The 25,862-nt window shown below is 72.7% G+C and carries 24 protein-coding genes; 5 read left to right on the top strand and 19 right to left on the bottom strand.

Annotation, left to right across the window (positions count from 1 at the left end):
- Nucleotides 1-18: 18 nt before the first annotated feature.
- Complete coding sequence (locus OG406_RS26665) at nucleotides 19-876, bottom strand: NAD-dependent epimerase/dehydratase family protein (RefSeq protein ID WP_329188155.1); 858 nt, start codon at nucleotides 874-876, stop codon at nucleotides 19-21.
- Between the two features lie 119 nt (nucleotides 877-995).
- On the opposite strand from OG406_RS26665, the gene OG406_RS26660 reads away from it, so the two are divergent.
- Nucleotides 996-1,838, top strand: a complete 843-nt coding sequence (locus OG406_RS26660; RefSeq protein WP_329188152.1) for a helix-turn-helix transcriptional regulator — start codon at nucleotides 996-998, stop codon at nucleotides 1,836-1,838.
- Between the two features lie 37 nt (nucleotides 1,839-1,875).
- Here the strand turns inward: OG406_RS26660 and OG406_RS26655 are convergent, their stop codons facing one another.
- On the bottom strand, nucleotides 1,876-2,214 hold the full coding sequence (locus OG406_RS26655; protein WP_164370798.1) for a P-II family nitrogen regulator: 339 nt from the start codon (nucleotides 2,212-2,214) through the stop codon (nucleotides 1,876-1,878).
- 127 nt (nucleotides 2,215-2,341) lie between these two features.
- Here OG406_RS26655 and era point away from each other — a divergent pair, with 127 nt between their 5' ends.
- Nucleotides 2,342-3,334: a GTPase Era gene (era, locus tag OG406_RS26650; protein WP_203659481.1), complete on the top strand. Its 993-nt coding sequence runs from the start codon at nucleotides 2,342-2,344 to the stop codon at nucleotides 3,332-3,334.
- 51 nt (nucleotides 3,335-3,385) lie between these two features.
- Here era and OG406_RS26645 read toward each other — a convergent pair whose 3' ends face one another.
- Together OG406_RS26645 and OG406_RS26640 are read right to left on the bottom strand one after the other, a co-directional pair.
- Nucleotides 3,386-3,739, bottom strand: a complete 354-nt coding sequence (locus OG406_RS26645; RefSeq protein WP_266848594.1) for a cytidine deaminase — start codon at nucleotides 3,737-3,739, stop codon at nucleotides 3,386-3,388.
- A 97-nt stretch (nucleotides 3,740-3,836) separates the two neighbouring features.
- Entirely contained in the window at nucleotides 3,837-4,658 is an 822-nt protein-coding gene (locus OG406_RS26640) for a helix-turn-helix transcriptional regulator (protein WP_164370817.1), read from the bottom strand.
- Between the two features lie 171 nt (nucleotides 4,659-4,829).
- Here OG406_RS26640 and OG406_RS26635 point away from each other — a divergent pair, with 171 nt between their 5' ends.
- Nucleotides 4,830-6,311 (top strand): MFS transporter, encoded by a 1,482-nt coding sequence (locus tag OG406_RS26635; RefSeq protein WP_329188148.1) that lies wholly within the window; start codon nucleotides 4,830-4,832, stop codon nucleotides 6,309-6,311.
- 34 nt (nucleotides 6,312-6,345) lie between these two features.
- On the opposite strand, the gene OG406_RS26630 is transcribed toward OG406_RS26635, so the two are convergent.
- The 5 genes from OG406_RS26630 to OG406_RS26610 form a co-directional block, all read right to left on the bottom strand.
- Entirely contained in the window at nucleotides 6,346-6,705 is a 360-nt protein-coding gene (locus tag OG406_RS26630) for an MmcQ/YjbR family DNA-binding protein (protein ID WP_164370794.1), read from the bottom strand.
- Nucleotides 6,702-8,006, bottom strand: a complete 1,305-nt coding sequence (locus tag OG406_RS26625) for a hemolysin family protein (RefSeq protein WP_164370793.1) — start codon at nucleotides 8,004-8,006, stop codon at nucleotides 6,702-6,704. Before OG406_RS26625 ends, OG406_RS26630 begins: the two co-directional genes overlap by 4 nt.
- Nucleotides 8,003-8,500, bottom strand: a complete 498-nt coding sequence (gene ybeY / locus OG406_RS26620; RefSeq protein WP_164370792.1) for an rRNA maturation RNase YbeY — start codon at nucleotides 8,498-8,500, stop codon at nucleotides 8,003-8,005. The genes OG406_RS26625 and ybeY overlap by 4 nt, the downstream gene beginning before the upstream one ends.
- A 12-nt stretch (nucleotides 8,501-8,512) precedes the next feature.
- Nucleotides 8,513-10,660, bottom strand: a complete 2,148-nt coding sequence (locus OG406_RS26615; RefSeq protein ID WP_267050764.1) for a PhoH family protein — start codon at nucleotides 10,658-10,660, stop codon at nucleotides 8,513-8,515.
- A gap of 132 nt (nucleotides 10,661-10,792) precedes the next feature.
- The gene (locus tag OG406_RS26610) at nucleotides 10,793-11,908 is read right to left on the bottom strand and encodes a carbohydrate kinase family protein (RefSeq protein ID WP_164370790.1); all 1,116 of its coding nucleotides are present in this window, start codon (nucleotides 11,906-11,908) and stop codon (nucleotides 10,793-10,795) included.
- Between the two features lie 548 nt (nucleotides 11,909-12,456).
- On the opposite strand from OG406_RS26610, the gene OG406_RS26605 reads away from it, so the two are divergent.
- Nucleotides 12,457-13,917: an MFS transporter gene (locus OG406_RS26605; RefSeq protein ID WP_329188143.1), complete on the top strand. Its 1,461-nt coding sequence runs from the start codon at nucleotides 12,457-12,459 to the stop codon at nucleotides 13,915-13,917.
- Between the two features lie 64 nt (nucleotides 13,918-13,981).
- On the opposite strand, the gene OG406_RS26600 is transcribed toward OG406_RS26605, so the two are convergent.
- The 10 genes from OG406_RS26600 to hrcA all read right to left on the bottom strand — a co-directional run bounded on the left by OG406_RS26600 (nucleotide 13,982) and on the right by hrcA (nucleotide 24,925).
- Nucleotides 13,982-14,974, bottom strand: a complete 993-nt coding sequence (locus OG406_RS26600) for an adenosine deaminase (protein ID WP_164370788.1) — start codon at nucleotides 14,972-14,974, stop codon at nucleotides 13,982-13,984.
- Nucleotides 14,975-15,084: 110 nt separating this feature from the next.
- Nucleotides 15,085-15,990, bottom strand: a complete 906-nt coding sequence (locus tag OG406_RS26595; RefSeq protein ID WP_164370787.1) for a ribonuclease Z — start codon at nucleotides 15,988-15,990, stop codon at nucleotides 15,085-15,087.
- Between the two features lie 6 nt (nucleotides 15,991-15,996).
- Nucleotides 15,997-16,350, bottom strand: coding sequence for a histidine triad nucleotide-binding protein (locus OG406_RS26590; RefSeq protein WP_164370786.1), 354 nt, complete (start codon nucleotides 16,348-16,350; stop codon nucleotides 15,997-15,999).
- A gap of 91 nt (nucleotides 16,351-16,441) precedes the next feature.
- Nucleotides 16,442-19,654 carry a S41 family peptidase gene (locus OG406_RS26585; RefSeq protein WP_329188139.1) on the bottom strand — a complete coding sequence of 1,071 codons (3,213 nt, stop codon included), beginning with the start codon at nucleotides 19,652-19,654 and terminating at the stop codon, nucleotides 16,442-16,444.
- Between the two features lie 73 nt (nucleotides 19,655-19,727).
- Entirely contained in the window at nucleotides 19,728-20,294 is a 567-nt protein-coding gene (locus tag OG406_RS26580; protein ID WP_385390773.1) for a hypothetical protein, read from the bottom strand.
- Between the two features lie 100 nt (nucleotides 20,295-20,394).
- On the bottom strand, nucleotides 20,395-20,787 hold the full coding sequence (locus OG406_RS26575; protein ID WP_081217214.1) for a VOC family protein: 393 nt from the start codon (nucleotides 20,785-20,787) through the stop codon (nucleotides 20,395-20,397).
- Nucleotides 20,788-20,820: 33 nt separating this feature from the next.
- Entirely contained in the window at nucleotides 20,821-21,570 is a 750-nt protein-coding gene (locus OG406_RS26570) for a 16S rRNA (uracil(1498)-N(3))-methyltransferase (protein WP_329188138.1), read from the bottom strand.
- A complete protein-coding gene (locus OG406_RS26565) occupies nucleotides 21,567-22,661 on the bottom strand; it encodes a nitronate monooxygenase (RefSeq protein ID WP_081217216.1) in 1,095 nt (364 codons plus the stop codon). The genes OG406_RS26570 and OG406_RS26565 overlap by 4 nt, the downstream gene beginning before the upstream one ends.
- Before the next feature lie 113 nt (nucleotides 22,662-22,774).
- The gene (dnaJ, locus tag OG406_RS26560) at nucleotides 22,775-23,908 is read right to left on the bottom strand and encodes a molecular chaperone DnaJ (protein WP_081217217.1); all 1,134 of its coding nucleotides are present in this window, start codon (nucleotides 23,906-23,908) and stop codon (nucleotides 22,775-22,777) included.
- Nucleotides 23,909-24,925, bottom strand: a complete 1,017-nt coding sequence (gene hrcA, locus OG406_RS26555; protein ID WP_081217218.1) for a heat-inducible transcriptional repressor HrcA — start codon at nucleotides 24,923-24,925, stop codon at nucleotides 23,909-23,911.
- Nucleotides 24,926-25,104: 179 nt separating this feature from the next.
- Between hrcA and OG406_RS26550 the strand changes: the two genes are divergently transcribed.
- Nucleotides 25,105-25,836, top strand: coding sequence for an MBL fold metallo-hydrolase (locus tag OG406_RS26550; RefSeq protein WP_266613622.1), 732 nt, complete (start codon nucleotides 25,105-25,107; stop codon nucleotides 25,834-25,836).
- Nucleotides 25,837-25,862: the final 26 nt, after the last annotated feature.

Here is a 25,862-nt window from a genome sequence, read left to right as displayed (position 1 = left end):
GCGGGAACTCCGGTCCGGTCACAGGGCGCCGGCGTCGCGGGCGCTCCACACGGTGGGGTGGATCGGGCGGAAGCCCAGCTCGTGGCGGATGCGGTCGGTGGAGACGATCCCGTGCCACGGGTCGGAGTCGGTGAGCTCGTACAGGGCGGGCGGCACCTCGACGCCGTTGATCCGGTGCAGGTCGACGGTCGTGACGGGGGCGTCGTCGGCGATGTTGTAGATCCGGCCCGCCGCGCCGGGGGCGTACAGGATGCGGCGCAGGCCCTGGGCGACGTCCGCGTGGTGGACCATTTGCAGGCGCTGTCCGGCGGCCCAGTTCCCGGCCCAGCGCATCACGGCGGCGAGGTGCGGGTCGCCCTCCCCGTAGACGAACGCGAGCCGCCCGATCCGCACGTCCATGCCGCCCTCCAGGGCGAGCAGGCCGCGCTCGGCCTCCGCCTTGGACGCCGGGTAGGCGCCCCACATCTCTCCGCCGGGCATGCTCGCGTCGTCCTCGGTGAGCGGTCGGCCACGGCCCGTCCCGTACACCAGGTTCGTGCTGACCTGCACGAACCGTGCCACCCCGGAGGCCTCGGCGGCGCGGCCCAGCTCCAGGGCGGCGTCGCGGTTCACCGCCCACGCCTCCTCGTCCGGCACGCCCCGGAAGGCGGCCGCGATGTTCACCACCGCGTCGACGCCGGCGAGGGCCTTGCCGAGGGTGTCGGCGTCACGCAGGTCGCCGACGGCGATCTCTGCGCCGAGGTCGGCGAGGGCCGTCGCGCGGGTCTCGTCGCGGACCAGGACCCGGACCCGGTCCCCCGCGGGGGCCTGTCCCAGGAGGCGGGGGACGAAGCGGCGTCCGACCTCGCCCGTCGTTCCGGTCACCAGTGTCAGCATGTCGTGCTCCTCTCGTCGGCCTCCACCGTCCCCCGGTGCGGGCCCGGGCGGGAGAGACCTCCTGATCCAGGGAGTGGCGGTGCCTGGATAAGTCCGGCGGTCCGGGTCACGCTGGAGGGGTGAACCGAGCCGAACTCGCCGACTTCCTACGCCGCGGCCGTGCCCGTCTGGACCCCGCCGACGTGGGGCTCACGGCCGGATCGCGGCGCCGAACCCCGGGGCTGCGCCGTGAGGAGGTGGCGGCCCTGGCGGGCATGTCGGTGGACTACTACACCCGTCTCGAACAGTCACGTGGTCCGCGCCCCTCCCGCCAGATGCTCGGCGCGCTGGCGCGGGCGCTGCGGCTCTCCGGGGACGAGCGCGACCATCTGTTCCACCTGGTGGGCGAGGAGCCGCCGCGGGCGGCCGGCGCGTCGACGCACGTGCGTCCCGGGCTGCTGCTGATCCTCGACCGGCTGCACGACGCGCCCGCGATGGTCATGACCGACTACGGCGACGTCCTCGCGCAGAACGCCCTCTCGGCCGCTCTGTCGGGAGAGATGGAGCCGGGGCGCAACGTCGTCCGGCGGTTCTTCACCGCCCCGCGGTCCGAGGCCCTGTTCCCGGCCGAGGACCGCGCCGAGCACGCCCGCTCGCACGTCGCCAACCTGCGCGCGGTCACCGCGGCCCGCCCCGCCGATCCGGTGCCCGCCGCGCTGGTGGCCGAACTCCTCGCCACGAGCGCGGAGTTCGCCGAGCTGTGGGAGACGCACGAGGTCGCGGTGCGGCGCGCGGCGACGAAGCGGTTCCTGCATCCGATCGTCGGCATGCTGGAACTCGACTGCGAGTTCCTGCTCAGCTCCGAAGCCAACCAGCTCCTCCTCGTCCACACGGCCCGCCCCGGCACCGCGTCCCACGAGCGTCTGCAGCTGCTGCGCGTGGTGGGCCTGCAGAACATGACCCCGGCCGCCGGGACGAGGTGACCCGAGCGGTGGCGGTCACCGGCGGTGGCGGTGGGAGTCAGAGCGCGTCGGGGCCGCGCTCGTCCGTGCGGACCCGCACCACCGTCTCCACCGGGACGGTCCACACCTTGCCGTCGCCGATCTTCCCGGTCCGCGCGGCCTTGACCACGGTGTCCACGACCGCGTCGGCGTCCGCGTCCTCGACGACGACCTCGATCCGCACCTTGGGGACGAGGTCGACCTGGTACTCGGCGCCGCGGTACACCTCGGTGTGGCCGCGCTGGCGCCCGTATCCGCTGGCCTCGGTGACGGTCAGGCCGTGCACGCCGATCTCCTGGAGTGCGGTCTTGACCTCGTCGAGCCGGTAGGGCTTGACGATCGCGGTGATGAGCTTCATGGCCGGTGATCGTAGGCGCTGCGGCCCCGCTCCGTAAGATCCCCGCCGGTGTTCACCCGGCGGCCCGGGGACCCGGTTCCGGCGACTCGAACAACTTGGTACGGCGGGCCCCCGACGATCAGGGACAATGGGCGCCATGAGCGTTCGCAACCAGTCATCCGAGCCGTCCGAGGGCGAGGGCACCTCGCGCGCCCCCGAGGCCGTGGGACCCCACCGCGCCGGCTTCGCCTGCTTCGTGGGCCGCCCCAACGCGGGCAAGTCCACCCTCACGAACGCTCTGGTCGGCCAGAAGGTGGCGATCACCGCGGACCAGCCGCAGACCACCCGGCACACGGTGCGCGGCATCGTGCACCGGCCCGACGCGCAGCTGATCCTGGTCGACACCCCTGGCCTGCACAAACCCCGCACCCTGCTGGGCGAGCGGCTCAACGACATCGTCCGCACGACCTGGGCCGAGGTCGACGTGATCGGCTTCTGCCTGCCGGCGAACGAGAAGCTCGGCCCGGGTGACCGTTTCATCGCGAAGGAACTCGCGTCGATCAAGAAGACGCCGAAGATCGCGATCGTCACGAAGACCGACCTCGTCGACAGCAAGACGCTCGCCGAGCAGCTCATCGCGATCGACCAGCTCGGGCGCGAGCTGGGATTCGAATGGGCGGAGATCGTCCCGGTGTCGGCGGTCGCCGACCAGCAGGTGGGTCTGCTGGCCGACCTGATCGTCCCGCTGCTGCCGGAGGGGCCCGCGCTCTACCCCGAGGGCGACCTGACGGACGAGCCCGAGCAGGTCATGATCGCGGAGCTGATCCGCGAGGCCGCCCTGGAGGGCGTGCGCGACGAACTCCCGCACTCCATCGCCGTCGTGGTCGAGGAGATGCTGCCGCGCGAGGACCGGCCCGCCGACCGGCCGCTCCTGGACATCCACGCCTTCGTCTACATCGAGCGGCCCAGCCAGAAGGGCATCGTCATCGGCCCGAAGGGCAAGCGGCTGAAGGACGTCGGCATCAAGTCCCGCAAGCAGATCGAGGCGCTCCTCGGCACTCCGGTCTTCCTCGACCTGCACGTGAAGGTCGCCAAGGACTGGCAGCGGGACCCGCGCCAGCTCCGCAAGCTCGGCTTCTGAGCGGTCGCCGACGTCCCCGCCGCGACCCCCGGGTCCGGCGCGGGCCCGGGTTCAGCCGGCGGTGACCGTCAGGCGGACGGCGCCGTCGAGCCCCGCCAGCAGCACCGGCGTGCCGGGGCCGCCGAGGTCGGACACGGCCGCGCGGTCCGTGTCGGTGAGGGCGTCCGCCTCGGAGACCACGGCCGCCGCCTCCAGCGACTTCGCCCCGGACGCCACGGCCATCGCGACGGCCGTCTGCAGGGCGCTCAGCCGCAGCGAGGGCAGGTCCACGGTCCCGGCGACGTACGTCCGCCCGGTCTCGTCCCGTACGGCCGCCCCCTCGGGCACGCCGTTGCGGGCCCGCGCGGAGCGGGCCAGGGTGACGATCTTGCGGTCCTCGGGGTCGAGCGCGTTGCTGTCGGTCATGACCAGAGCATACGAAGTGCCGGAGCGGGCCCCCGCCGACGGGTCGGCGGACGCGGCGGATCACCGCCGCCCACTGCGGAGCACCGCCGGCCACCGGTCAGCCGGCCACCGGGTACATCGACCCCCGCCGGCCCTCCGGCGACGCCAGCCACTCCAGCTTCGCCGCCGTGTTCGCCTCCGGCAGCGGGGTGTGCAGCACGATCGTGAGGTCGGGACGGACCGGCACCTTCATCGCGGTCGACTCGACGGCGAGCAGCCCGACCAGCGGATGGTCGAGCTCCTTGCGGATCTGGCCGGCGTCCTCGATGTCCCGCTCCTCCCACAGCCGCGCGAACTCCTCGCTCACCTCGGTCAGTCGGGCCAGCACCTCGTGGAAGCCCTCGTCGTCCGGCGCGGCGGCGCAGGAGGCGCGGAACTGGGCGACGACGGTCCGCGCGTTCCGCTCCCAGGTGCGGGAACGGCCGCGGTAGAGCGGGTCGGTGAAGAAGTCGACGATGCAGTTCTGGGTGTTCTCCGGCCGCATGCCGAGGACCACCGAGGCCGCGTCGTTGTACATCACGCAGTTGTAGTACGGGTCCATGATGTGCGCCGGGTACGGCATCCACGTGTCGATCAGCCGGCGCAGCCCGTCGCACATGTCCCGGTCGGCGGGGGCGACTTCGGGCGCGGGCGGGTTCAGTCCGGCCAGCGTGTACAGGTGGCGGCGCTCGGTGTTGCTGAGCCGCAGCACCCGGGCGACCGCGTCGAGGACCTGCGGCGACACGGAGATGTCCCGCCCCTGCTCCAGCCACTGGTACCAGGAGGCGCCGACGCCCGCGAGGACGGCGACCTCCTCACGGCGCAGTCCCGGTGTGCGGCGGCGGGCGCCGCCGTCCGGGAGCCCGGCCTCGGCGGGTGAGATCCGCGCCCTGCGGCTCATCAGGAACTCGCGCAGTTCCCTGCGCCGTTGGGTCCCGGTCCCGAGGACGTCCTCCGTCACGTCTGCCTCCCCCTTCGGTGCACCGGCCGGTCCGCTGCGGTGGCTGGTGGTGCGACCACCAGCATAAGTTGCGGCTCCCCACGGGTGTTCCGGCCGCCGGATGCTCTTGCCATGCCCATCGAGACGACGACACAGACCACCGGCGACACCACCACCGACTCCCTCCCGGCCGGCCGCGGCACCCCGGCGCACCCGGACCGGGTGCACCGGCCACCCCGGGCGGAGCGGCTGTCACGGCGCGACCGGCTCGTCCTGTTCGTGCTGTGCGCCGCGCAGTTCATGGTCGCGCTGGACTTCTCCGTCCTGAACGTGGCGCTGCCCGTGCTCGGCGGCGACCTCGGCATGAGCCGGGCCGCGCTGCAGTGGGCGGTCACCGCGTTCGCCCTGCCGTCCGGCGGCTTCCTGCTCCTCTTCGGCCGCATGGGCGACCTGTTCGGACGCCGCCGGCTCTTCCTCGCGGGTCTCGCCCTGTTCGGGGCGGCCTCGCTGCTCGCGACCTTCGCCTGGGACCCGGCGTCGTTCCTGGCCGGGCGGGCCCTCCAGGGGCTCGGCGCCGCGGCGATCGTGCCGACCGGCATGTCGCTGCTGACCACGACGTTCCCGGAGGGTCCGGCGCGTGACCGGGCGCTCGGTGTCTCGGGCACGGTGCTGTCGCTCGGCTTCACCGTGGGGATGGTGGCGGGCGGGGTCCTGACCGACGTCCTCGGCTGGCGTTCGACGATGGGGCTGCTGTCGCTGTTCGCGCTGGTCGTGCTGCCGCTGGCGCCGGGTCTGCTGCCCGAGTCCCGGACCCCTGAGCGTCCCCGCCTGGACGTGCCGGGCGCGGTCGCCGTCACGGGCGGACTGCTGGCCCTGATCTACGCCCTGTCCACGGCCGCGGAGAACGGCTTCGGCGGCGCCGACGTGATCGTCTCGCTCGTCGCCGGTGTGCTGCTGCTGGGCGCCTTCGTCCGGATCGAGTCCCGTGCCGCCGACCCGCTGGTCAGCCTGCCGATGCTGCGCCGCCGCACGGTGGCGTGGGGCAACCTGGGCGGTCTGGTGACCTTCTCGATGATGTCGACGGTCGTGTTCGTGCTGACCCTGTACCTCCAGGAGACGCTCGGTCTGTCGGCGTTCGAGACGGGCCTGGTGTTCGGCGCGCAGGGTGTGCTGTCGGCCGTCGCCGGGATGTACGCGCCGAAGGTCATCGGCCGGGTCGGCGCCCGCCGCACGCTGGTCGGATCGCTGGCCGGGCAGGGCCTGTTCGTGGCGGCGCTGCTGCTGCTCGGCACGCACGGCTGGTCCGTGTGGATCGCCACGGCCGCGGTGTCGCTGGCGAGCATGTGCCACCTGGGCGCGATCATCTCGTACGGGCTGACCGTCACCTCGGGGGTTCCCGACGAGGAGCAGGGGCTGGCGACCGGCCTGGTGACGTCCACCCAGCAGGTGGGCATCACGATCGGCATCCCGCTGCTCGGTGTCCTCGCGACGACGTCCGACGACCTGCTGACCGGTGTCCACACGGTTCTCCTGCTGGACGCGGCGATCGTCCTCGCGGCGGCGGTGCTGGTCGCGGTGGGCCTCGGGCGGCGCGGCGCGGGCCGGGCCGGCTGACCTCGCGCGGGGCGCGGCCCCGGGCGGGCGGTCGTCAGGGCCGGTCGAGCCGGAGCCGCTCGGCACGGGGCAGGCCGGCGACGACGAGGTCGTACGAATCCTCGACGAGCTCCCGGACCAGGCGGTCCGGGAGTTCGCCGTCGACCGTCACCGTGTTCCAGTGCCGCTTGTTCATGTGGTAGCCCGGGATGATCAGTCCGGGGTGCTGCTCGCGCAGGCGCAGGGCGTCCTGCGGGTCGCACTTGAGGTTGACCGTGAGCGGGCGCGCGTCCAGGTTCGTCAGGGCGAAGAGCTTGCCGAGCACCTTGAAGACGGAGGTCTCCGGGGTGAAGGGGAAGTCCTCGACCGAGGCGTTGAAGGACAGGCAGAACGCGCGCAGTTGCCGCGGGGTCACTCCGGTTTCTCCTCCGGTGCGGGACCGTCCGGGCCGACGGGCTCGACGAGCACCGTGACGATCTTGTTCCGGCGGCCGGCCGAGGCCTCCGCGGTGAGCCGCAGTTCGCGTCCGTCGGGGAGGGCGACGACCGAGGAGGCGCCGGCGATGGGCACCCGGCCGAGGGCCTTGGCCAGGAGACCGCCGACGGTCTCCACGTCCTCGTCGTCGTACGCCTCGAAGCCGTACAGCTCGCCGAGGTCGCCGATGTCGAGGCGGGCGGTGACGCGGTAGCGGTCGTCGCCGAGGTCCTGGACGGGGGGCAGTTCGCGGTCGTACTCGTCGGTGATCTCGCCGACGATCTCCTCGAGGATGTCCTCGATGGTGACGATGCCGGCGGTGCCGCCGTACTCGTCGATGACGACGGCGACGTGGTTGCGTTCCTGCTGCATCTCGCGCAGCAGGTCGCCCGCGTTCTTCGTGTCGGGCACGAAGGTGGCGGGGCGCATGGCGGTGGCCACCAGCTCGGACTCGGCGTCCCGGCTGATGTGCGTCTTGCGGGCGAGGTCCTTCAGGTAGACGATCCCGACGATGTCGTCCTCGCTCTCCCCGGTGACCGGGATGCGCGAGAAGCCGGAGCGCAGGGCCAGGGTGAGGGCCTGCCGGATCGTCTTGTAGCGCTCGATGACGACGAGGTCGGTGCGCGGCACCATGACCTCGCGCACGAGGGTGTCGCCCAGTTCGAAGACGGAGTGCACCATGCGGCGCTCCTCGTCCTCGATGAGGGACTCCTTCTCGGCGAGGTCGACGAGTGCCCGCAGTTCCGCCTCGGAGGCGAACGGGCCGCGCCGGAAGCCCTTGCCGGGGGTGAGCGCGTTGCCGATGAGGATGAGCAGCGGGGGGATCGGGCCCATGACGCGGGCCAGCGGCAGCAGGACGTACGCGGCGGCCGTCGCGGTGTTCAGCGGGTGCTGACGGCCGATGGTGCGCGGCGAGACGCCGACCGCGACGTACGACACGAGGACCATGACGGCGATCGCGACGGAGAGGGCCTGCCAGGTCCTGTCGAACTCCTGGAGGCAGGCGTAGACGACGAGCGCGGCGGCCGCCATCTCGCAGGCGACACGGACGAGGAGCGCGACGTTCAGGTAGCGCGTCGGGTCCGCGGCGATCTGGGCGAGTTTCGCGCTGCCGCGCCGGCCGCTGCGGACGGCCTCCTCGGCGCGGAAGCTGGAGACGCGGGCGAGCCCTGCCTCCGCGCAGGCGGCGAGCCAGGCGACGACGACGAGGGCGATGGCACCGATGACAAGCTGTGGGCTCATGACACGGTCGGGGCCGGTGAGGGACCCGTCATGCCCTTCTCCGCGCGCCAGCCGTCCACGATGGCGGCCTGGAGGCCGAACATCTCGGCCTTCTCGTCGGGCTCCTCGTGGTCGTAGCCGAGGAGGTGCAGCACTCCGTGGACGGTGAGGAGTTGGAGCTCCTCGTCCATGGAGTGCTGCGTCTCGGCGTCCTTGCCCTGCTGCTCGGCGACCTCGGGGCAGAGCACGATGTCGCCGAGCAGGCCCTGCGGCGGCTCGTCGTCGTCCTTCGACGGCGGACGCAGCTCGTCCATCGGGAAGGACATGACGTCCGTCGGGCCGGGCAGGTCCATCCACTGGATGTGGAGCTGCTCCATGGCGTCGGTGTCCACGACGATCACCGAGAGCTCGGAGAGCGGGTGGATGCGCATCCGCGCGAGCGCGTAGCGGGCGATGTCGAGGATCGCCTGCTCGTCGACCTCGGTTCCGGATTCGTTGTTGACGTCGATCGACATGGTCGTGCTGGTCTACTTCCCCTTGTGTCCGGCGTTGCCGCGGCCCTTGTGCGTGCCGTTCTCGGTGCCGTTCTCGCTGTCGTACTTCTCGTACGCGTCGACGATACGGCCGACCAGCTTGTGCCGGACGACATCCTGGGACGTGAGCCGTGAGAAGTGCACGTCGTCGAGGCCTTCCAGGATGTCCTGGACCTGCCGCAGACCCGACTTGGTGCCGCTCGGCAGGTCGACCTGCGTCACGTCACCGGTGATCACGATCTTCGACTCGAAGCCGAGCCGGGTGAGGAACATCTTCATCTGCTCGGGGCTCGTGTTCTGGGCCTCGTCCAGGATGATGAAGGCGTCGTTGAGGGTGTTGTGCGTCAGCAGGTAGTCCTGCGTGACGTACAGCGAGTCCTCGGCTGCTACCTGGATACAGACCGTCTCCTCCCTGCCCGCGGGCTCGATGCTGTCGATGAACCGCATCGGGCGTCCGCCGCCGCCGGCCTCCTGGTACTTGTCGCGCTTGCGGGCGAGGCGGAAGGGCTCGATGCCTTCGGGGAGGCGGATGTCGACGATGTGCGCGTCGTGATTGAAACGCACGTCACGGCCATGGGCCCTTCCGGGCTTGCGGCCTTCTGCCGCCCGTCGACGGGTGTACGCGACGCCGCCCAGCGACCGCACGAGGGAGATCACGTCGTCGCGGAGCAGGATCGAGGTCGTCGTGTACTGGATCCGGCACGTGCGGTCCTCCTGCGTGACCGGACCACCGTCCGAGTCCAGGAGCCCTTGGAGGACCCCCAGACGCACCTCGGCCGAGTTGTGCAGGTAGTCGTCGGGCACGAATTTGGAGTGCGAGCGCGTCCGGAGCAGGTCCAGCTCACGCAGGATCCGCGTGACCGGGTTCTCCAGGGTGACCACGTCGCCCGGGCTCTTGATCCGGTTGAGCGTGTAGTCCGGGCCGCCCCGGTGCCGGAGGGTGACCCCGGGAAGTGCTGCGTCCAGCGCCTCCACCAGCTCTCGGTCCTCCGAAGCGAACGAAGGCGTGGTCGAGCCGGTGAGGCAGCCGTCTCCGAGAAGAAGGCCCAGCGCGTAGGGGTCCATGGGAACCTCACGCTCGGGCATGCTGACCGCGGCCGTGAGCATCGGCAGCTCGTACCGGCGAGCGTGTGCCGCCCGCAGGTTGCCGATCATCTCCTGTGTCTCCAGGACGCGCCACGGCTTGTCACGACGCCTGTCGTCGCGCGTCCGTACTGTCCACAGATGCTCGCCGCAGGCCAGCGTCCAGGAGCCGTCCTGGGCGGCGACCCGGTAGACGTCCTTCTCGCCCTGCGGATAGACGCCGAGAACCGGGGTGGGTTCTCCGTTCGATCCGATGACCAGGTCGCCCACCTGAAGGTCGCCGATGGGGCGCCAGCCTTCCGGTGTCAGTACGTTCGTGAAGAGCGGCTGGGCCCGGCCGCGCATGTATGCCAGCGGTGCCACCTCGATCGTGCCCGAGGCCATCAGTTTCGGGATGGAGTCGGGGTCGAGCATGTCGTGCAGCGCGTCGTACAGCGGGCGCAGGTAGGGGTCGATCTTCTCGTAGAGCGTGCCCGGGAGGAAGCCGAGGCGCTCGCCGGCCTCGACCGCGGGGCGGGTCAGGATGATGCGGTTGACCTGCTTGGACTGCAGGGCCTGGACGGCCTTGGCCATGGCGAGGTAGGTCTTGCCCGTGCCGGCGGGGCCGATGCCGAACACGATGGTGTGCTTGTCGATGGCGTCGACGTAGCGCTTCTGGTTGAGCGTCTTGGGGCGGATGGTGCGGCCTCGCGAGGACAGGATGTTCTGCGTGAGCACTTCGGCCGGTGTCTCCTGGCCGTCGCCCTCCCCGTTCTCGCTCGCCCTCAGCATGGCGATCGAGCGTTCCACTGCGTCCTCCGTCATGGGCTGCCCGGTGCGGAGCACCAGCATCATCTCGTCGAACAGGCGCTGGACGAGAGCGACTTCACCGGCGTCGCCGACCGCACTGATCTCGTTGCCCCGGACATGGATGTCGGCCGCCGGGAAGGCCGTCTCGATCACGCGCAGCAGCGAGTCTCCGGACCCCAGAACGGTCACCATGGGGTGCTTGGCCGGGACGGTGAAGTGCGCGCGCGCCTGCCCCTGGGCGGGGCCGTGAGCTGTGGGTGTCTGAGTCATGGGCCGGCTCTGTAGGCCTGCGTATCCTCCTCGGTCGGCACGCTTGCCACACGGGCAGCGTTGCGTCTCCCAGCGTACGTCGCGGCGCTGACAGAGCCGTAGGGCTTTTCCTCACGTCACGCGGTCGTGACCTCACACCGAGCGGCCGAAGCCGATCGTCGGCACCGCGCGGCGCAGCGGCCAGGGGCGGGTGACCGCGGGCAGCAGTCCTTCCAGGAAGGCGTACCGGCGCAGCGCCGTCGGATCCTGGTCGTCGACGGACTGGACGCGGCGCCACCAGGCGGCGATCTCCGACCAGCCGGGCGCGGAGAGGGAGCCGCCGAAGTCCTGGACGGAGAGCGCGGCGGTGAGGCCGGCGAAGGCGAGGCGGTCGGCGAGGGGCCAGTCGGCGAGGGTGCCCATGACGAATCCGGCGACGAAGACGTCTCCGGCGCCGGTGGGGTCGAGTGCCTCGACGGCGATGGCGGGGACGGCCGCGCTGTCGCCGGTGCGGCCGTCGACGGCGTAGGCGCCCTCGGAGCCGAGGGTGACGACCGCGAGCGGTACGTGTTCGGCGAGCGCGTGGGCCGCGGCGCGGGGGCAGTCGGCGCCGGTGTAGCGCATGGCCTCCTCGGCGTTGGGCAGGAACGCCTCGCAGTGGGCGAGGTCGGCGAGGCCGGCGAGGTCCCAGCGGCCGGTGTCGTCCCAGCCGACGTCGGCGAAGATCCGGGTGCCGCGGCTCGCGGCCTGGGCGATCCAGGGGTCGCGGACGCCGGGGGTGAGGGAGGCGACGGCGGCCCGTGCGCGGGGCGGGCGGTCGGGGGCGGCTGCCGCTTCCACGGGTGGCGGCTCGTGGCCGTGGCTGACCATGGTCCGTTCGCCCTCGTAGGCCATGGACACGGTGACCGGGGAGTGCCAGTCGGGCACGGTCCGGGAGGCGGACAGGTCGATGCCCTCGCCCTGTTCCAGGGCGTCCCAGCAGTACTCGCCGTAGTGGTCGTCCCCGAAGGCCGCGGCCAGGGAGGTGCGCAGGCCGAGGCGGGCGAGGGCGGTGGCCATGTTCGCGACCCCGCCGGGGCTCGAACCCATGCCGCGCGCCCAGGACTCGGTGCCGCGCACGGGGGCGGAGTCGAGGCCGGTGAAGATGATGTCCAGGAAGACGGTGCCGGTGAGGTAGACGTCCCAGGGCGGGTCCTGCGGCGTGCGCAGCCCGGCGAGCGGGTCCACATGTGCCTGGACGAACGGTCCTTCGCCGTTGGACGCGATCACGGTGTGCTCCCTGGGGTGGTACGGATCTGGCCAGTGTGCACCACACCCGCCGTCCGGGCCGTGGGTCACGCCGGGGCGTCGCCGTGGTCGGTGCGGGCCGCCGTCCTGGTGGCCGGCGTCGGTGCCGCGGGTCCGGCGGGTGTCGCACGTGAGGGCCGTCCGGCGCGGGACCGTCTTCGGCGCGGAGCCCTCGTGGGCTCCTGCCCGTGCGGCGGCGGGGCAGTCCGGCGGGCCCTCCCGGTGTGGGCGGCCGGCCTCCACGGGTCCGGTGACGGCGTCCGGCCATGCCGTGGGGCTTGCTCCCCCACCTGCGGGAACACCGTCTCCCCGTGCGCGGGGAGGGCCTCCACGTCCTCGACGGCCCCGGGAAATGGCGGGCCATCTACCCCCGGCTCCCCTCCCCAAACAGAAGGTGCTCCAGATCACACCCTCCCGCCTTTTTCGAGGTGCCATCGCCTTGATACAAATTGCCCCGCGCGTTCCTGTCCGTCGACAGCCGCCCCATCCCCCTTCTTGAGCCGCTCCTTTCGCATGCCCTGGGAACGCCCGTGTCCGCCCGCACCACCACGCCCTGGCCACTCGTCGCCCTTTTCACGGCCGGGTACCTCGCCGCGTATCTCCTCCCCACCACCGTCGGCCGCCTCGACGCGGGACTCCCGCTGTCGGCGACCCAGGCCGGAGCCATCGGCAGTGTCCTGCTGCTGAGTTCGGCCTCGGCCGGCTTCCTGCTCGCTTCCCGCGTCGACCGTTTCGGCCCCCGCCGGCTCGCCCGCGCCGGGCTGCTCCTCGCGGTCGCCGGCTACGGCACCGCCGCGCTGTCGACCGCGCTCCCCCTCGTCGTGGCCGGCGCGGTCGTCGGCGGATTCGGCTCCGGTACGGCCACCACGGTCGCCGCGACCGGGATCGCCGGCCGCCGCGACCCGCACCGCGTCACCACCACGGGTCTGCTCGGCGTCTCCGCCCTCGCGGGCGCGCTGTATCTGACGATCCCGCACCTGGGCCCGGCGCACGGCGTCCCCCTGGCCGCGATCGCCGTCACGGCGCTGCTCGTCCTGCCGCTGACGGGCCGTCTGCCGGCCCGCTCCGCGGCGACGCGGACCGTGCGCCCGGCCGGCCCGCTGCCGTACCGCCGCTCCGGCCTGCTGCTCGCGGCGGCGATGCTCTTCTGGTCGCTCGCGCAGAACTCCCTGTGGGGGGTGAGCGGCCGGATCGGGCTCACGCAGGCGGGGCTCGGCGAGGTGACCGTCGGCGCGGTGTTCGCGGTGGCACTGGGGGCGGGACTCCTCGGCGTCGTGTGCGCGGGGGTCCTCGGACCGCGGCTCGGCGGGGCACTGCCGATCGGCCTGGGCACGGTGCTGATCGCCGGCTGCATCGCGCTGAGCGCGGCGGCGTCCGACCTGACGTCGTTCGCGACGGGTGAGATCGCCTGGAACACGCTGTACCCGGTGGTCCTGTCGTACGTGATCGGGCTCGCCGCGTCGATGGACCGGCGCGGCCGGTGGGCGGTCCTCGTCGGCTCCGCGTCCTCGCTCGGTACGGCGTGCGGGCCGCTCACCGGCAGCCTGCTGTCGGCGCGGGCGGGCTATCCGGCGATGGGCCTGGTCCTCGCGGCCGGCCTGCTGCTGGTCACCGTCCCGATGACCCTGGTCGCCCGGCGCCCGCGCCGCAGCCAGGTCGTGGAGATCCCCGTCGTGGAGATCCCGCTCGCCGAGATCCCGCTCGCCGAGATCCCGGTCGTCGAGATCCCGGTCGTCGACATTCCCGTACCGGAGACGGCGGCCGTGGAGAGCGCGGCCGGGCAGGTCACGGGCGCGGACGTCGCGGGCCTGGCGGACCTTCTCGCGGACAGCCCGTCCGCCGAGGACCCGTTCGCGCGTCTGCCGGTCGTCGAGATCCCGGTCGCCGGGAGCCCGCTGGACGCCGTGCCCGCCCCACGGGAGGCGTACGGCACGGCCGGCCCCCGGCACGCCGGAGCGGCGACGGCGGCGTCCGCGGCGGAAGGCGTGTGACGCGTCCGGAGCGGAAGGCGCGCGAGGCCCGGCCGGGGAACGCCCGGCCGGGCTCCCGCCCCCGTCACGAGAACTCGTACGCCTCCACCTCGGCGATGTAGCGGGCGCGCCGCTCCTCGTCGTGCTCCAGGAAGGACGCCTCGAAGGAGTTGCGCGCCAGTTCCCGCAGCCGCTCGGGGCCGAGTCCCAGGGCCTCGCGCACGGCACGGAAGGTGTCACCGGCGTAGCCGCCGAAGTAGGCGGGGTCGTCGGAGTTGACCGTGCAGAGCAGGCCGGCGTCCAGCATGGCGGGCAGCGGGTGCTCGGCCAGCACGTCCACGGCGCGCAGCCGTACGTTCGACAGCGGGCACAGCGTCAGCGGCACCCGGTCCCGGACGAGCCGTTCGACCAGCTCGGGGTCCTCCATGCAGCGCAGCCCGTGGTCGATGCGCTCGACGCCGAGGACGTCCAGGGCCTCGGTGATGTAGGCGGGCGGGCCCTCCTCGCCCGCGTGCGCGACGCGCCGCAGACCGAGCGCGGCGGCGGCCTCGTACACGGCGCGGAACTTGACCGGCGGGTGGCCGACCTCGGCGGAGTCGAGGCCGATGCCGACGATCCGGTCGAGGTGGGGCTTCGCGGCCTCCAGGGTGTCCATGGCGGACTCGGCGGACTCGTCGCGCAGGAAGCACATGATCAGCTGGGTGGAGACGCCGTGGGTCTCCTCGCTGCGCCCGAGCGCCCGCCACAGCCCCTCGACGACCGTCCCCATGGACACGCCCCGGGCGATGTGCGCCTGCGGGTCGAAGAAGATCTCGGCGTGCCGCACGCCCTGCGCGGCGGCCCGGGCGAGATAGGCGTCGGCCAGGTCGGCGAAGTCCTGCTCGGTCCGCAGCACGGCCATGAGCTCGTAGTACAGGTTCAGGAACGACTGGAGGTCGTCGAAGAGATACGCCGTGCGCAGGTCCTCGGTGTCGGCGTACGGCAGGGTCACGCCGTTGCGGGCGGCGAGCGCGAAGGCCAGCTCGGGTTCGAGGGTGCCTTCGATGTGGAGGTGCAGTTCAGCCTTGGGGAGGGACATCGAAGCATCGTACGGTCGGATCCCGGACAGTCCGAAACCGGCACCTTCCCGGCACCGGGCACGGGTCCGGCCGACGCAAGGGCCGGCCGGCACCTTCCCGGCGCCGGGTGTCACCGGCGTTTCGGGACCGGGACCCTCACGAGGTCGTGGGCCACCGTCAGTTCGCCGTCGAAGCCCGCCGCGCGGGCCTCGTGCTCGAAGGCGGCGGGGTCGGAGTAGCGCTGGCTGAAGTGGGTGAGCACGAGATGCCGGACGCCCGCCTGCTTGGCGACCCGGCCCGCCTGGCCGGCGGTCAGGTGCCCGTGGTCCGAGGCGAGCTGGTGGTCGCCGTCGAGGAACGTCGACTCGATGACGAGCAGGTCGCAGTCCTCGGCCAGCGCGTCCACGCCCTCGCAGAGCCGGGTGTCCATGACGAACGCGAACCGCTGGCCGCGCCGCACCTCGCTGACGTCGTCGAGGGAGACGCCGCGCAGCGTGCCCTCGCGGTGCAGCACCCCGACGTCGGGGCCCTTGATGCCGTGTTCGGCGAGCCGCTCGGGCAGCATGCGCCGGCCGTCCGGTTCGACGAGGCGGTAGCCGAAGGACTCGACGGGGTGCGAGAGCCTGCGGGCCTCCAGCGTGTACGCGGGGGTCGTGGCGAGGACTCCGTCGTCCGCGACCGGTGCCTCGGTGATCCCGACGGTCTCGCGATAGGCGGTGGAGTGGCGCAGCCGCTCGAAGAAGTGCTGTCCGGAGAGCGGGTAGTGGGCGGTCACCTCGTGCGGGACGCGGTCCAGGTTGACGCGCTGGATCACGCCGGGCAGGCCGAGGGCGTGGTCGCCGTGGAAGTGGGTGACGCAGATGCGGTTCAGGTCGTGCGCGGCGACGCCGGCCCGCAGCATCTGGCGCTGCGTGCCCTCGCCGGGATCGAAGAGGAGACCCTCGCCGTCCCAGCGGAGCAGGTAGCCGTTGTGGTTGCGGTGCCGGGTCGGGACCTGGCTTGCGGTCCCGAGGACGACCAGTTCACGTGCGGACAAGGCCGGTTATCCGGGGGGCCACTGCAGTCCGCGGCCGCCCAGGAGGTGGGCGTGCGCGTGGAAGACGGTCTGTCCGGCGCCGCTGCCCGTGTTGAACACGATGCGGTAGCTGTCCAGCTTCTCCTCGGCCGCGACCTCGCCGGCGTCGCGCAGGACGTCCGCCGCGACGGTGGGTTCGGCGGCCGCGAGGGACGCGGCGTCCGGGTAGTGCACCTTGGGGATGACCAGGACGTGGGTCGGGGCCTGCGGGTTGATGTCGCGGAACGCCACGGTCGTGTCGGTCTCGCGCACCAGCGTCGCCGGGATCTGTCCCGCCACGATCTTGCAGAACAGGCAGTCGTCCTGCGGCTCGCCCATCATGCGTGTGCCTCCTCACGCCGGCCGGTCATTACCCTGCGCATGCTAGTCGCCCCGGCGGGACGGACGGTTCACGGCCGCCCCGCCCCGCCGGTCACAGCGGCGGCAGTGCGGGGGCCGTCTTGGCCGGGTTCTCCTCCAGTGCGGCGAGCGCGATCCGGATCGCCGCGTCGAGCTGGGTGTCGCGGCCGGCCGCGTGGTCCTGCGGGGCCTGGACGACCTCGACGTCGGGATCGACGCCGTGGTTCTCCACGTTCCACTCGTAACCCTCCAGCCAGAAGGCGTACTTGGGCTGGGTGACGAGGGTGCCGTCGACGAGGCGGTAGCGGCTGTCGATGCCGATGACGCCGCCCCAGGTGCGAGTGCCGACCACGGGGCCGATGCCGAGTGCCTTGATCGCCGCGTTGACGATGTCGCCGTCGGAGCCGGAGAACTCGTTGGCGACGGAGACGACGGGGCCGCGCGGCGCGTCCTCCGGGTAGCTGTAGGGACGCAGTCCGCGGGGCAGGTCCCAGCCGACGATCCGCCGGGCGAGTTTCTCCACGACGAGCTGGGAGGTGTGGCCGCCGCGGTTCTCCCGGACGTCCACCACCAGGCCCTCGCGGGCCACCTCGATGCGCAGGTCGCGGTGGAGCTGCGCCCACCCGGAGCCGACCATGTCCGGCACGTGCAGGTAGCCGAGTCGTCCGCCGGACCGCTCGTGGACGTAGGCGCGCCGGTCGGCGACCCAGGCGTGGTAGCGCAGGGGTTCCTCGTCGGCGAGCGGTACGACGACGGCGTGCCGCGGGTCGCCGCCGCCCGCCGGGGAGACGGTCAGCTCGACCGGTTTGCCCGCCGTGCCGACGAGCAGGGGGCCGGGGCCCGCGACGGGGTCGACCGGCCGGCCGCCGATCGCGACGATCGCGTCCCCGGCGCGCACCGCGACGCCGGGCGCGGCGAGCGGGGCCCGTGCGTCCGGGTCGGAGGTCTCCGAGGGAAGGATGCGGTCGATGCGCCAACCGCCGTCCTCGTGGCGGGAGATGTCCGCCCCGAGGAGGCCCTGGGCGCCGTCGCCGCCGCGGTGTCCGCCGCGCGGGGTGACGTACGCGTGGGAGGTGCCGAGTTCGCCCTGGACCTCCCAGAGCAGATCGACGAGGTCGTCGTGGGTGGCGACCCGGTCGAGGACGGGCCGGTACCGGTCGAGGACGGCGTCCCAGTCGACGCCCCCGAGGTCGGGCCGCCAGAAGTTGTCGCGCATGAGGCGGCCGGTCTCGTCGTACATCTGGCGCCATTCGGCGGCCGGGTCGACGGTCTGGCGCACCCGCGAGAGGTCGACGGTGATGTTGGTGTCGCTCTCGTCGTCGTTCGACGCGCGCCGGTCGCTGGGCACGACCTTGAGCTTTCCGTCGGTCCACAGCAGGACCCGTTTGCCGTCGCCGGTGACGGTGAAGTGGTCGGCGTCGGCGGCGAGATGCTCGATGCGCTGCTGGGCGAGGTCGTACCGCTCCAGCTCGGTCCGCGGGTCCGGGTCGTCCGGGTTGGCACGGGAGGCGCCGAGCACGCCGCGGACGGGGTGGCGCAGCCACAGCAGGCCGTCCTTGGCGGCGCGCAGGGTGGAGTAGCGGGCGGCCTCGACGGGGAACGGGACGATGCGGTCGGCGAGTCCGTCGAGGTCGATCCGGGTGCTGGGGGTGCCCTCGCCGTCGGGGGTCTCGTCCTTGTCCGGGGCCTCGAAGGGGCGTCCGTGGCGCTGCGGTCCGAAGGGGGACGGCGTGGTCGCGGCGAGGGTGATCAGATACGGCCGGGAGCCGCCGACGAAGGCCAGGTCGAAGACGTGCTCGTCGTAGACGGGGTCGAAGGCGCGGGCCGACAGGAAGGCGAGGTGCTTGCCGTCGAGGGTGAACGCCGGCGCGTAGTCCCGGAAGCGCAGCGGGGTCGCCTCGGTCACCGACAGGTCGGTGGTGTTGGCGATGCGGAGCTGGCGCAGCGGGCGCGGGCCGGGGTGCGACCAGGCGAGCCAGGCCGAGTCGGGCGAGAAGACGAGACCGTCGACCTCGCCGTCCTCGCTGCGGTCGACCTCGCGGACCTCGCCGGTCTCGCGCTCGACGAGCAGGACGCGTCCGTCGTGGGAGGCGACGGCGGCGCGGCTGCCGTCGGGTGCCACGGCGAGGCCGAGGACGCGGCCGAGGGCTCCGGCGGCGAGCCGGCGCGGGGTGGCTCCGGGGGCGACGCCGGTGGCGGGCGCGAACTCCAGGGCGTCGTCGCCCTCGGCGTCCGTCACCCACACGACGTGTTCCTCGCCCTCGGCACGGAAGGCGCGGGGCAGCCGGGCGCGGACGCCGGGGTCGGCGGCGAGCGCGCGGGCCGGTCCCGAGCGGTGGGTGATCCAGTGGACGGCGCCGCGCACGGAGACGGCGCTGCCGCGTCCGGTGTGGTCGGGGGCGGCGGTGGAGAACCAGCGGGCGGCGTTCACGGGGTGGGGCTGCTGGTCGGCGCGCTGCCCGCCGAGGAGGATGTCGAGGCGGCGGGGCTCGGCTCCGTCGAGGTCGTCGAGGAGCCGGAGTTCACCGGCGGTGGAGTACACCACGCGGGTGCCGTCGGTGGCGGCGTGCCGGGCGTAGAACGCGTCGAGCGGGGTGTGGCGGCGCAGGTCGGTGCCGTCGGCGAGGGAGGAGTACAGGGCGCCGACGCCCTCGTGGTCGGAGAGGAAGGCGATCCGGTCGCCGACCCGGAGGGGGTACTCGATGTTCCCGTCGAGGTCCTCGTGCAGGCGGACGAACTCGCCGTCGCCGTCGCGGTCGATCCACAGCTTGCCCGCGGTGCCGCCGCGGTAGCGCTTCCACCAGGCAGCCTCGCGGCCCATCGGGGCGGACAGCAGGACGACTCCGGGCTCGCCGTGGGCGACGTCGCCGACGGGTCCGTAGGGCAGGAGGGTGGCGGGGCCGCCGTCGAGCGGGACGGCGCGGGCCCAGCTGCGGCGGAGGCTGGCCTGGCCCTGGGTGCTGAGGGCGAGGACGTGTCCGTCGGGGGTCCAGCCGCGGACCTGGGTCCGCGAACTGCCCCAGTACGTCAGGCGTCTGGTGGGTCCGCCGGCCAGCGGGGCGGCGTAGACCTCGGGGGCGCCGTCGCGCGTGGACGTCCAGGCGACGGTCGTGCCGTCCGGGGAGATGCGCGGGTGGTTCACCGGTGCGTTGTCGGCGCTGACGCGCCAGGCGCGGCCGCCGCCGTCGAGGGGGGCGGCCCAGATGTCGTCCTCGGCCGTGAAGACGGCCAACTCGCCGTGCAGATGCGGAAACCGGAGATACGCGGAGGCTGCGGACTCTGTCACCCGGTCACCCTATGCAGCCGGGACGCGGCCCGACAGGGGTTCGGATCACTTGATCCGTGGACGGCCGGGCAGGTCACTTGCCCTGTGCGGGCCAGCAGGTGGGGTCGCCCTTGCACCACATGGTCTTCGTGACGGTGACCGTGACGGTGGGGTCGGGCCCGTTCGGAGGACGGTAAGTGGCGGGTGGGGTGGGGTTGTTGGTGGCGTCGCAGTTGCCGAGGCCGCTCACGTGGAACCACTGCTTGCCGCCGACGGTGGCGGTCAGGTCGCCGCGCACGCAGGCGCCGTCGACGGCGCGGGTGACCTTGCCCTTGACGACGATGTCCCGTCCGTCGTCGGTCTGGCCCTGGCAGTCGACGCTCGCGACGGTGTTCTCGGTCGGCGCGGGCGACCTGCCGGGCGTGTAGACCTTGCCGGCGTTGCCGTAGTTGGCGGTGCAGGTGAGCCACCGCACGTTCACGTTCTGCCGTTCGAGCTGCTTGGTCGCCGTCTGGTCGGTGGTGTACGCCACGGTGGCGGCGCTCAGTCCGTCCCCGGGTTCGCACGCGGTCGCGCCGAACACCCCGGCCGCGCCCAGCCCGAGGGCCATCAGCGCCCGCCTGCGCCCGGTCCGGCTCCTGATCCGTCTCAAAGCCCCCATGGACGGCAGCGTGCCACCGCGGGGCGCGGTGCGGTAGACCGCATGCGGCCATGAGGGGCACAACCACCCGAAGGAGTTCCGGGCACCGTCCGGGGCCGGTTCAGCCGAGGAGGAGCAGCCACTCCTGGAGTTCCACGAGGTTGCCCTCGGGGTCCCTGAGGTGCGCGACGCGCATCCGGTCGGTCATGGGGGCGGGTCCGTGGAGCACGTCCGCGCCGCGCGAGACGAGCTGTTCGCAGTAGGTGTCGAGGTCGTCCACCCGCAGCACGACCAGCGAACGGTGTCCGGTGACGTCCTCGCCGATCTCGCCCAGCACCTCGGCCATCATCGCCCGGTCCTGGAGGGCGATGCCGGCGGAACCGGTGACGGGGCTGAACTTCTCGTACGGTCCCCCGGTCGCGCCGGACTGCGGCTTGAGGCCGAGGACCTCGGAGTAGAAGCGGTAGCAGGCGGCGAAGTCGGAGACGAGCAGCCGTACCTGGGCGAGTTCCATGCGGATCCCCCGTGGTTGGGCGGGCGGTTGGGGTCAGGACCAGCGGCCGGTGCGGGCCAGCAGCAGTGCGGCGGCCACGGTCCCGGCCGTGGACGTACGCAGCACCGTACGCCCGAGGTGGAACGTCCTCGCGCCCGCCTCGGTGAAGAGCGCGACCTCCTCGGGGGAGATCCCGCCCTCGGGGCCGACGACCAGGACGATCTCCCCGGACTCGGGCAGTGCCGCGGTCGCGAAGGGCTCGGTGCCCAGCTCGGTGTCCTCGTGCAGGACGGCGGCGAGGTCGGCTTTGGCGAGAAGTGCGGCAACCTGTCGGGTCGACATGGCGTCCGCGACCTCCGGGAAGCGCACCCGGCGGGACTGCTTGCCGGACTCGCGTGCGGTGGCGCGCCACTTGGCGAGCGCCTTGAGCCCCCGGTCGCCCTTCCACTGGGTGATGCAGCGGGAGGCGGCCCAGGGGACGATGCCGTCGACGCCGGTCTCCGTCATGGTCTCGACGGCGAGTTCGCCCCGGTCGCCCTTGGGCAGCGCCTGGACGACGGTGATCCGCGGTTCCTCGGCCGGCTCCTCGCTCACCGAGTCCATCCGGACGACGAGCCGGTCCTTGTCCTCGGTGTCGAGGACGACGCAGTCCGCCCAGCGGCCGGCCCCGTCGGTGAGGACGACGTCCTCGCCGGCGCGCAGCCGCTTCACGGAGACGGCGTGGCGTCCCTCGGGTCCGTCGAGGACGTAGCGTCCGCCGCCGCCCGCGTCGAAGTGGTCGACGAGGAACACGGGTGCCGTCATCGGGCCGTGCCCCCGTCCGGGGTGTCGCCGGGCGACGACAACGCTGTCCTGGCGGCGGCGAGTTCGGCGACCAGCACCTCGACCAGCTGTGCGGCGGGCAGGTCGCGCGCCATGCGGTGGCCCTGGCCCGCCCACAGCGCCATGCCCTGCGCGTCGGCCGCCTTGGCGGCCGCCTTGCGCAGCGGCGAGGTGAGGTGGTGGACGTCCGGGTACGCGGCGGGGGCGTAGGGGCCGTGCTCGCGCAGGAACCGGTTGACCAGGCCGCGGGCCGGGCGTCCGGAGAAGGCGCGGGTCAGTTCGGTGCGTACGAAGAGCGGGTTGGTCAGGGCGTCCTTGTGGACGGCGTTCGCGCCGGACTCGGGGGTGGCGAGGAAGGCGGTGCCGAGCTGGGCCGCGTCGGCGCCGGCGGCGAGGACGGCGGCGATCTGGCTGCCGCGCATGATGCCTCCGGCGGCGACGACCGGGATGTCCACGGTCTCGCGGATCTGGGCGACCAGCGAGAGCAGTCCGATGCCCGCGCGGTCGGTCTCCGGGTTGTCGCGGTGGGTGCCCTGGTGTCCGCCGGCCTCGACGCCCTGGGCGATGACGGCGGCGGCGCCCGCCCGCTGCACGGCGAGGGCCTCCTCGGCCGTGGTCGCGGTGACCAGGGTGAGGGTGCCGGCGCGGTTCAGTGACTCCAGCACGTCCTGGGCCGGGATGCCGAAGTGGAAGGAGACCACCGGCACCGGGTTGTCGAGGAGGACGGCGAGCTTGGCGTCGTAGCCGTCGTCACGGCCGCTGTCCGGGTCGCCGAGTTCGGTCTCGTACCAGGCCGCCTCACCGGCGAGCTGGTGGGCGTAGACCTCGACCGCCGAGGAGTCCGCGTACTCCGGCTGCGGCATGAACAGGTTGACGCCGAAGGGACGGCCGGTCAGCCCGCGCAGCTGTTTGATCTCCTGGTACATGCCGTCGGCCGTCTTGTACCCGGCGGCGAGGCATCCGAGCCCGCCGGCCTCGGACACGGCGGCCGCGAGCTGGGGGACGGAGACGCCGCCCGCCATGGGGGCCTGCACGATCGGGTGAGGGAAGAGATCGGTCAGCGCGGAGGACATGACGGCATGTTGTCACGTCCTCCGTACAAGTCCGAATCCGGCCGTCCGCTCGGTTACGGGGTGGCGCGGCGGGCGGTCACGGGGCGGGAATACCGCCCCGTGCCGCCGTCGCGTCAGCGTCCGTTGAAGGCGTCCTTCAGCCGGGAGAAGAGCCCCTGCTGCCCGGGCTGGAACTGGCCGGTGGGCCGCTCCTCGCCGCGCAGCGCCGCGAGCTCGCGCATGACCCGCTCCTGCTCCGGGTCGAGCTTGGTGGGCGTGGTGACCTCGACGTGCACGATGAGGTCGCCCCGGCCGCCGCCGCGCAGGTGCGTGACGCCCCGGCCGTGCAGCGGGATCGACTGGCCGGACTGCGTGCCCGGACGGATGTCGACCTCCTCCATGCCGTCGAGGGTCTCCAGGGGCACCTTGGTGCCGAGGGCTGCGGCCGTCATCGGGATCGTGACCGTGCAGTGCAGGTCGTCGCCGCGACGCTGGAACGTCGAGTGCGGCAGCTCGTGGATCTCGACGTACAGGTCGCCGGCGGGGCCGCCGCCGGGGCCGACCTCGCCCTCGCCCGCGAGCTGGATCCGGGTGCCGTTGTCCACACCGGCCGGGATCTTGACCGTGAGGGTGCGGCGGGAGCGGACCCGGCCGTCGCCCGCGCACTCGGGGCACGGGGTCGGGACCACGGTGCCGAAGCCCTGGCACTGCGGGCACGGCCGCGAGGTCATGACCTGGCCGAGGAAGGACCGCGTCACCTGGGACACCTCGCCGCGGCCGCGGCACATGTCACAGGTCTGCGCGGAGGTCCCGGGTGCGGCGCCCTCGCCGTTGCAGGTCGCGCAGACGACGGCCGTGTCGACCTGGATGTCCTTCGTGGTGCCGAAGGCCGCCTCGTCCAGCTCGATCTCCAGCCGGATCATGGCGTCCTGGCCGCGGCGGGTGCGCGAGCGCGGTCCGCGCTGCGACGCCGTGCCGAAGAAGGCGTCCATGATGTCCGAGAAGTTCCCGAAGCCGCCAGCGCCGAAGCCGCCGGCGCCTCCGCCCTGCTGGGACAGGGGGTCGCCGCCGAGGTCGTAGACCTGCTTCTTCTGCGGGTCCGACAACACCTCGTAGGCGGCGTTGATCTCCTTGAAGCGCTCCTGCGTCTTCGGATCGGGATTGACGTCCGGGTGCAGCTCGCGCGCGAGCCTCCGGAACGCCTTCTTGATCTCGTCCTGGGACGCGTCGCGGCGCACGCCGAGTACGGCGTAGTAGTCCGTGGCCACTTACGACTCCGCCAGGATCTGTCCGACGTACCGTGCCACCGCTCGTACCGCTCCCATCGTTCCCGGGTAATCCATGCGGGTCGGGCCGACCACGCCGAGTTTGGCTACTGCCTCGCCGCCCGAACCGTAGCCGACCGAGACCACGGACGTGGAGTTGAGTCCCTCATACGCGTTCTCATGACCGATTCGCACGGTCATGCTCGAATCCCCGGCCTCTCCAAGCAACTTGAGGAGCACGACCTGCTCCTCCAGCGCTTCGAGCACCGGACGGATGGTGAGAGGGAAGTCATGTCCGAAACGGGTGAGATTGGCGGTCCCGCCGATCATCAGCCGCTCCTCGGTCTCTTCGACAAGTGTCTCCAGCAGGGTGGAGAGCACTGTCGAGACCGTACCCCGGTCCTCCGCCTCGAAGGCGTCGGGGAGGTCCTGCACGAGCTGCGGGACGTCCGCGAAGGGGCGGCCCGCAACCCGGCTGTTGAGCCGGGCCCGCAGATCGGCGAGAGAAGTCTCACCGAACGGGACGGGGCAGTTGATCATGCGTTGCTCGACCCGGCCGGTGTCCGTGATCAGCACGAGCATCACGCGCGCCGGGGCGAGCGAGAGCAGTTCCACGTGCCGCACGGTCGAGCGGGTCAGCGAGGGGTACTGCACGACGGCGACCTGCCGGGTGAGCTGCGCGAGCAGCCGCACCGTCCGGCCGACGACGTCGTCGAGGTCGACGGCTCCGTCCAGGAAGTTCTGGATGGCGCGCCGCTCCGGCGCGGTCATCGGCTTGACGCCCGCGAGCTTGTCGACGAAGAGCCGGTATCCCTTGTCCGTGGGGATGCGTCCGGCGCTGGTGTGCGGCTGGGCGATGTAGCCCTCGTCCTCCAGGACCGCCATGTCGTTGCGGACGGTCGCCGGCGAGACGCCGAGCCGGTGACGCTCGGTGAGCGCCTTGGAGCCGACCGGCTCCTCGGTGCCCACATAGTCCTGGACGATGGCGCGGAGCACCTCGAGCCTGCGTTCACTGAGCATCGCGCACACCTCCAGAAGTCGACTCCGTGGTCTTCGTGGCCTTCGTGGCTTTTCGCCTGGCACTCAACGCGCCCGAGTGCCAGCGTTCCCCGGGCCAGTGTACGGCGGTGAGGCACGACCCCGGCAAGGGCGGGCCTGCGATGTCGTGCGCGACACCCGGTCACCGCTAGCGTCGCCGTATGAGGCTGACTTGGGAAGAGCTGGGGTGGGAACGGGTGACGCCCCGGATCGGCCGGCGGCGGCTTCCGGGCTGGGACTGCACCGTCGGGCTCGTCGTCGGCGGGGACGCGGCGCTGATGATCGACGCCGGGTCGGGTGTCGCGGAGGGCGCGGCGCTGCGCGCGGAGGCGGAGCGGCTGCTCGGCCCGGGGCGGCACGTGACGCACCTCGCACTCACCCACCCGCATTTCGACCATGTCTTCGGCGCCGTGGCGTTCGCGGGCGCCGAGGTGTTCGTCGCGGACGGCTCGTCCGGGGTGTACGAGCACGGTCGTGAGGAGCTGCGGGCGGACGCGGTGCGCAACGGGCTGGACCCCGGGGCGGCACGGGAGGCGGCGGACGCCCTCGTACGCCCCGCGCACGGCGTCCGGGGCACCCGGGACCTGGAACTCGGCGAGGGCGCCCTGGTGCGGCTGGTGCGGATCGGTGAGGGCCACACCGCCCACGACCTCGTGGCCGTGGTGCCGGGCGACCCTTCGGTGGTGTTCTGCGGCGACCTGGTCGAGGAGTCCGGCGAGCCGCAGGCGGGCCCCGACGCGGTCCCGTCGCGCTGGCCGGCGGCGCTCGACCGGCTGCTCGCACTCGGCGGGCGGGACGCTGTGTACGTGCCCGGCCACGGAGCGCTGGTGGACGCCGCGTTCGTCCGCTCGCAGCGGGACGAGCTGGCCGCGCGTTTCGGCGTGTCGCGGTGAGCCCCGGCGTGCTTCTCCTATCGTCA

This window comes from Streptomyces sp. NBC_01428 (assembly GCF_036231965.1).
GTDB lineage: Bacteria > Actinomycetota > Actinomycetes > Streptomycetales > Streptomycetaceae > Streptomyces.
This window is presented reverse-complemented; position numbering and strand designations above follow the sequence as displayed.

Bases quoted from the DNA above. Each gene is read 5' to 3' on its own strand.
- OG406_RS26665 (WP_329188155.1), bottom strand. From the start codon at position 876: ATGCTGACACTGGTGACCGGAACGACGGGCGAGGTCGGACGCCGCTTC.
- OG406_RS26655 (WP_164370798.1), bottom strand. From the start codon at position 2,214: ATGAAGCTCATCACCGCGATCGTCAAGCCCTACCGGCTCGACGAGGTC.
- era (WP_203659481.1), top strand. From the start codon at position 2,342: ATGGGCGCCATGAGCGTTCGCAACCAGTCATCCGAGCCGTCCGAGGGC.
- OG406_RS26645 (WP_266848594.1), bottom strand. From the start codon at position 3,739: ATGACCGACAGCAACGCGCTCGACCCCGAGGACCGCAAGATCGTCACC.
- OG406_RS26640 (WP_164370817.1), bottom strand. From the start codon at position 4,658: ATGAGCCGCAGGGCGCGGATCTCACCCGCCGAGGCCGGGCTCCCGGAC.
- OG406_RS26635 (WP_329188148.1), top strand. From the start codon at position 4,830: ATGCCCATCGAGACGACGACACAGACCACCGGCGACACCACCACCGAC.
- OG406_RS26625 (WP_164370793.1), bottom strand. From the start codon at position 8,006: ATGAGCCCACAGCTTGTCATCGGTGCCATCGCCCTCGTCGTCGTCGCC.
- ybeY (WP_164370792.1), bottom strand. From the start codon at position 8,500: ATGTCGATCGACGTCAACAACGAATCCGGAACCGAGGTCGACGAGCAG.
- OG406_RS26615 (WP_267050764.1), bottom strand. From the start codon at position 10,660: ATGACTCAGACACCCACAGCTCACGGCCCCGCCCAGGGGCAGGCGCGC.
- OG406_RS26600 (WP_164370788.1), bottom strand. From the start codon at position 14,974: ATGTCCCTCCCCAAGGCTGAACTGCACCTCCACATCGAAGGCACCCTC.
- OG406_RS26590 (WP_164370786.1), bottom strand. From the start codon at position 16,350: ATGATGGGCGAGCCGCAGGACGACTGCCTGTTCTGCAAGATCGTGGCG.
- OG406_RS26580 (WP_385390773.1), bottom strand. From the start codon at position 20,294: ATGGGGGCTTTGAGACGGATCAGGAGCCGGACCGGGCGCAGGCGGGCG.
- OG406_RS26575 (WP_081217214.1), bottom strand. From the start codon at position 20,787: ATGGAACTCGCCCAGGTACGGCTGCTCGTCTCCGACTTCGCCGCCTGC.
- OG406_RS26570 (WP_329188138.1), bottom strand. From the start codon at position 21,570: ATGACGGCACCCGTGTTCCTCGTCGACCACTTCGACGCGGGCGGCGGC.
- OG406_RS26565 (WP_081217216.1), bottom strand. From the start codon at position 22,661: ATGTCCTCCGCGCTGACCGATCTCTTCCCTCACCCGATCGTGCAGGCC.
- hrcA (WP_081217218.1), bottom strand. From the start codon at position 24,925: ATGCTCAGTGAACGCAGGCTCGAGGTGCTCCGCGCCATCGTCCAGGAC.
- OG406_RS26550 (WP_266613622.1), top strand. From the start codon at position 25,105: ATGAGGCTGACTTGGGAAGAGCTGGGGTGGGAACGGGTGACGCCCCGG.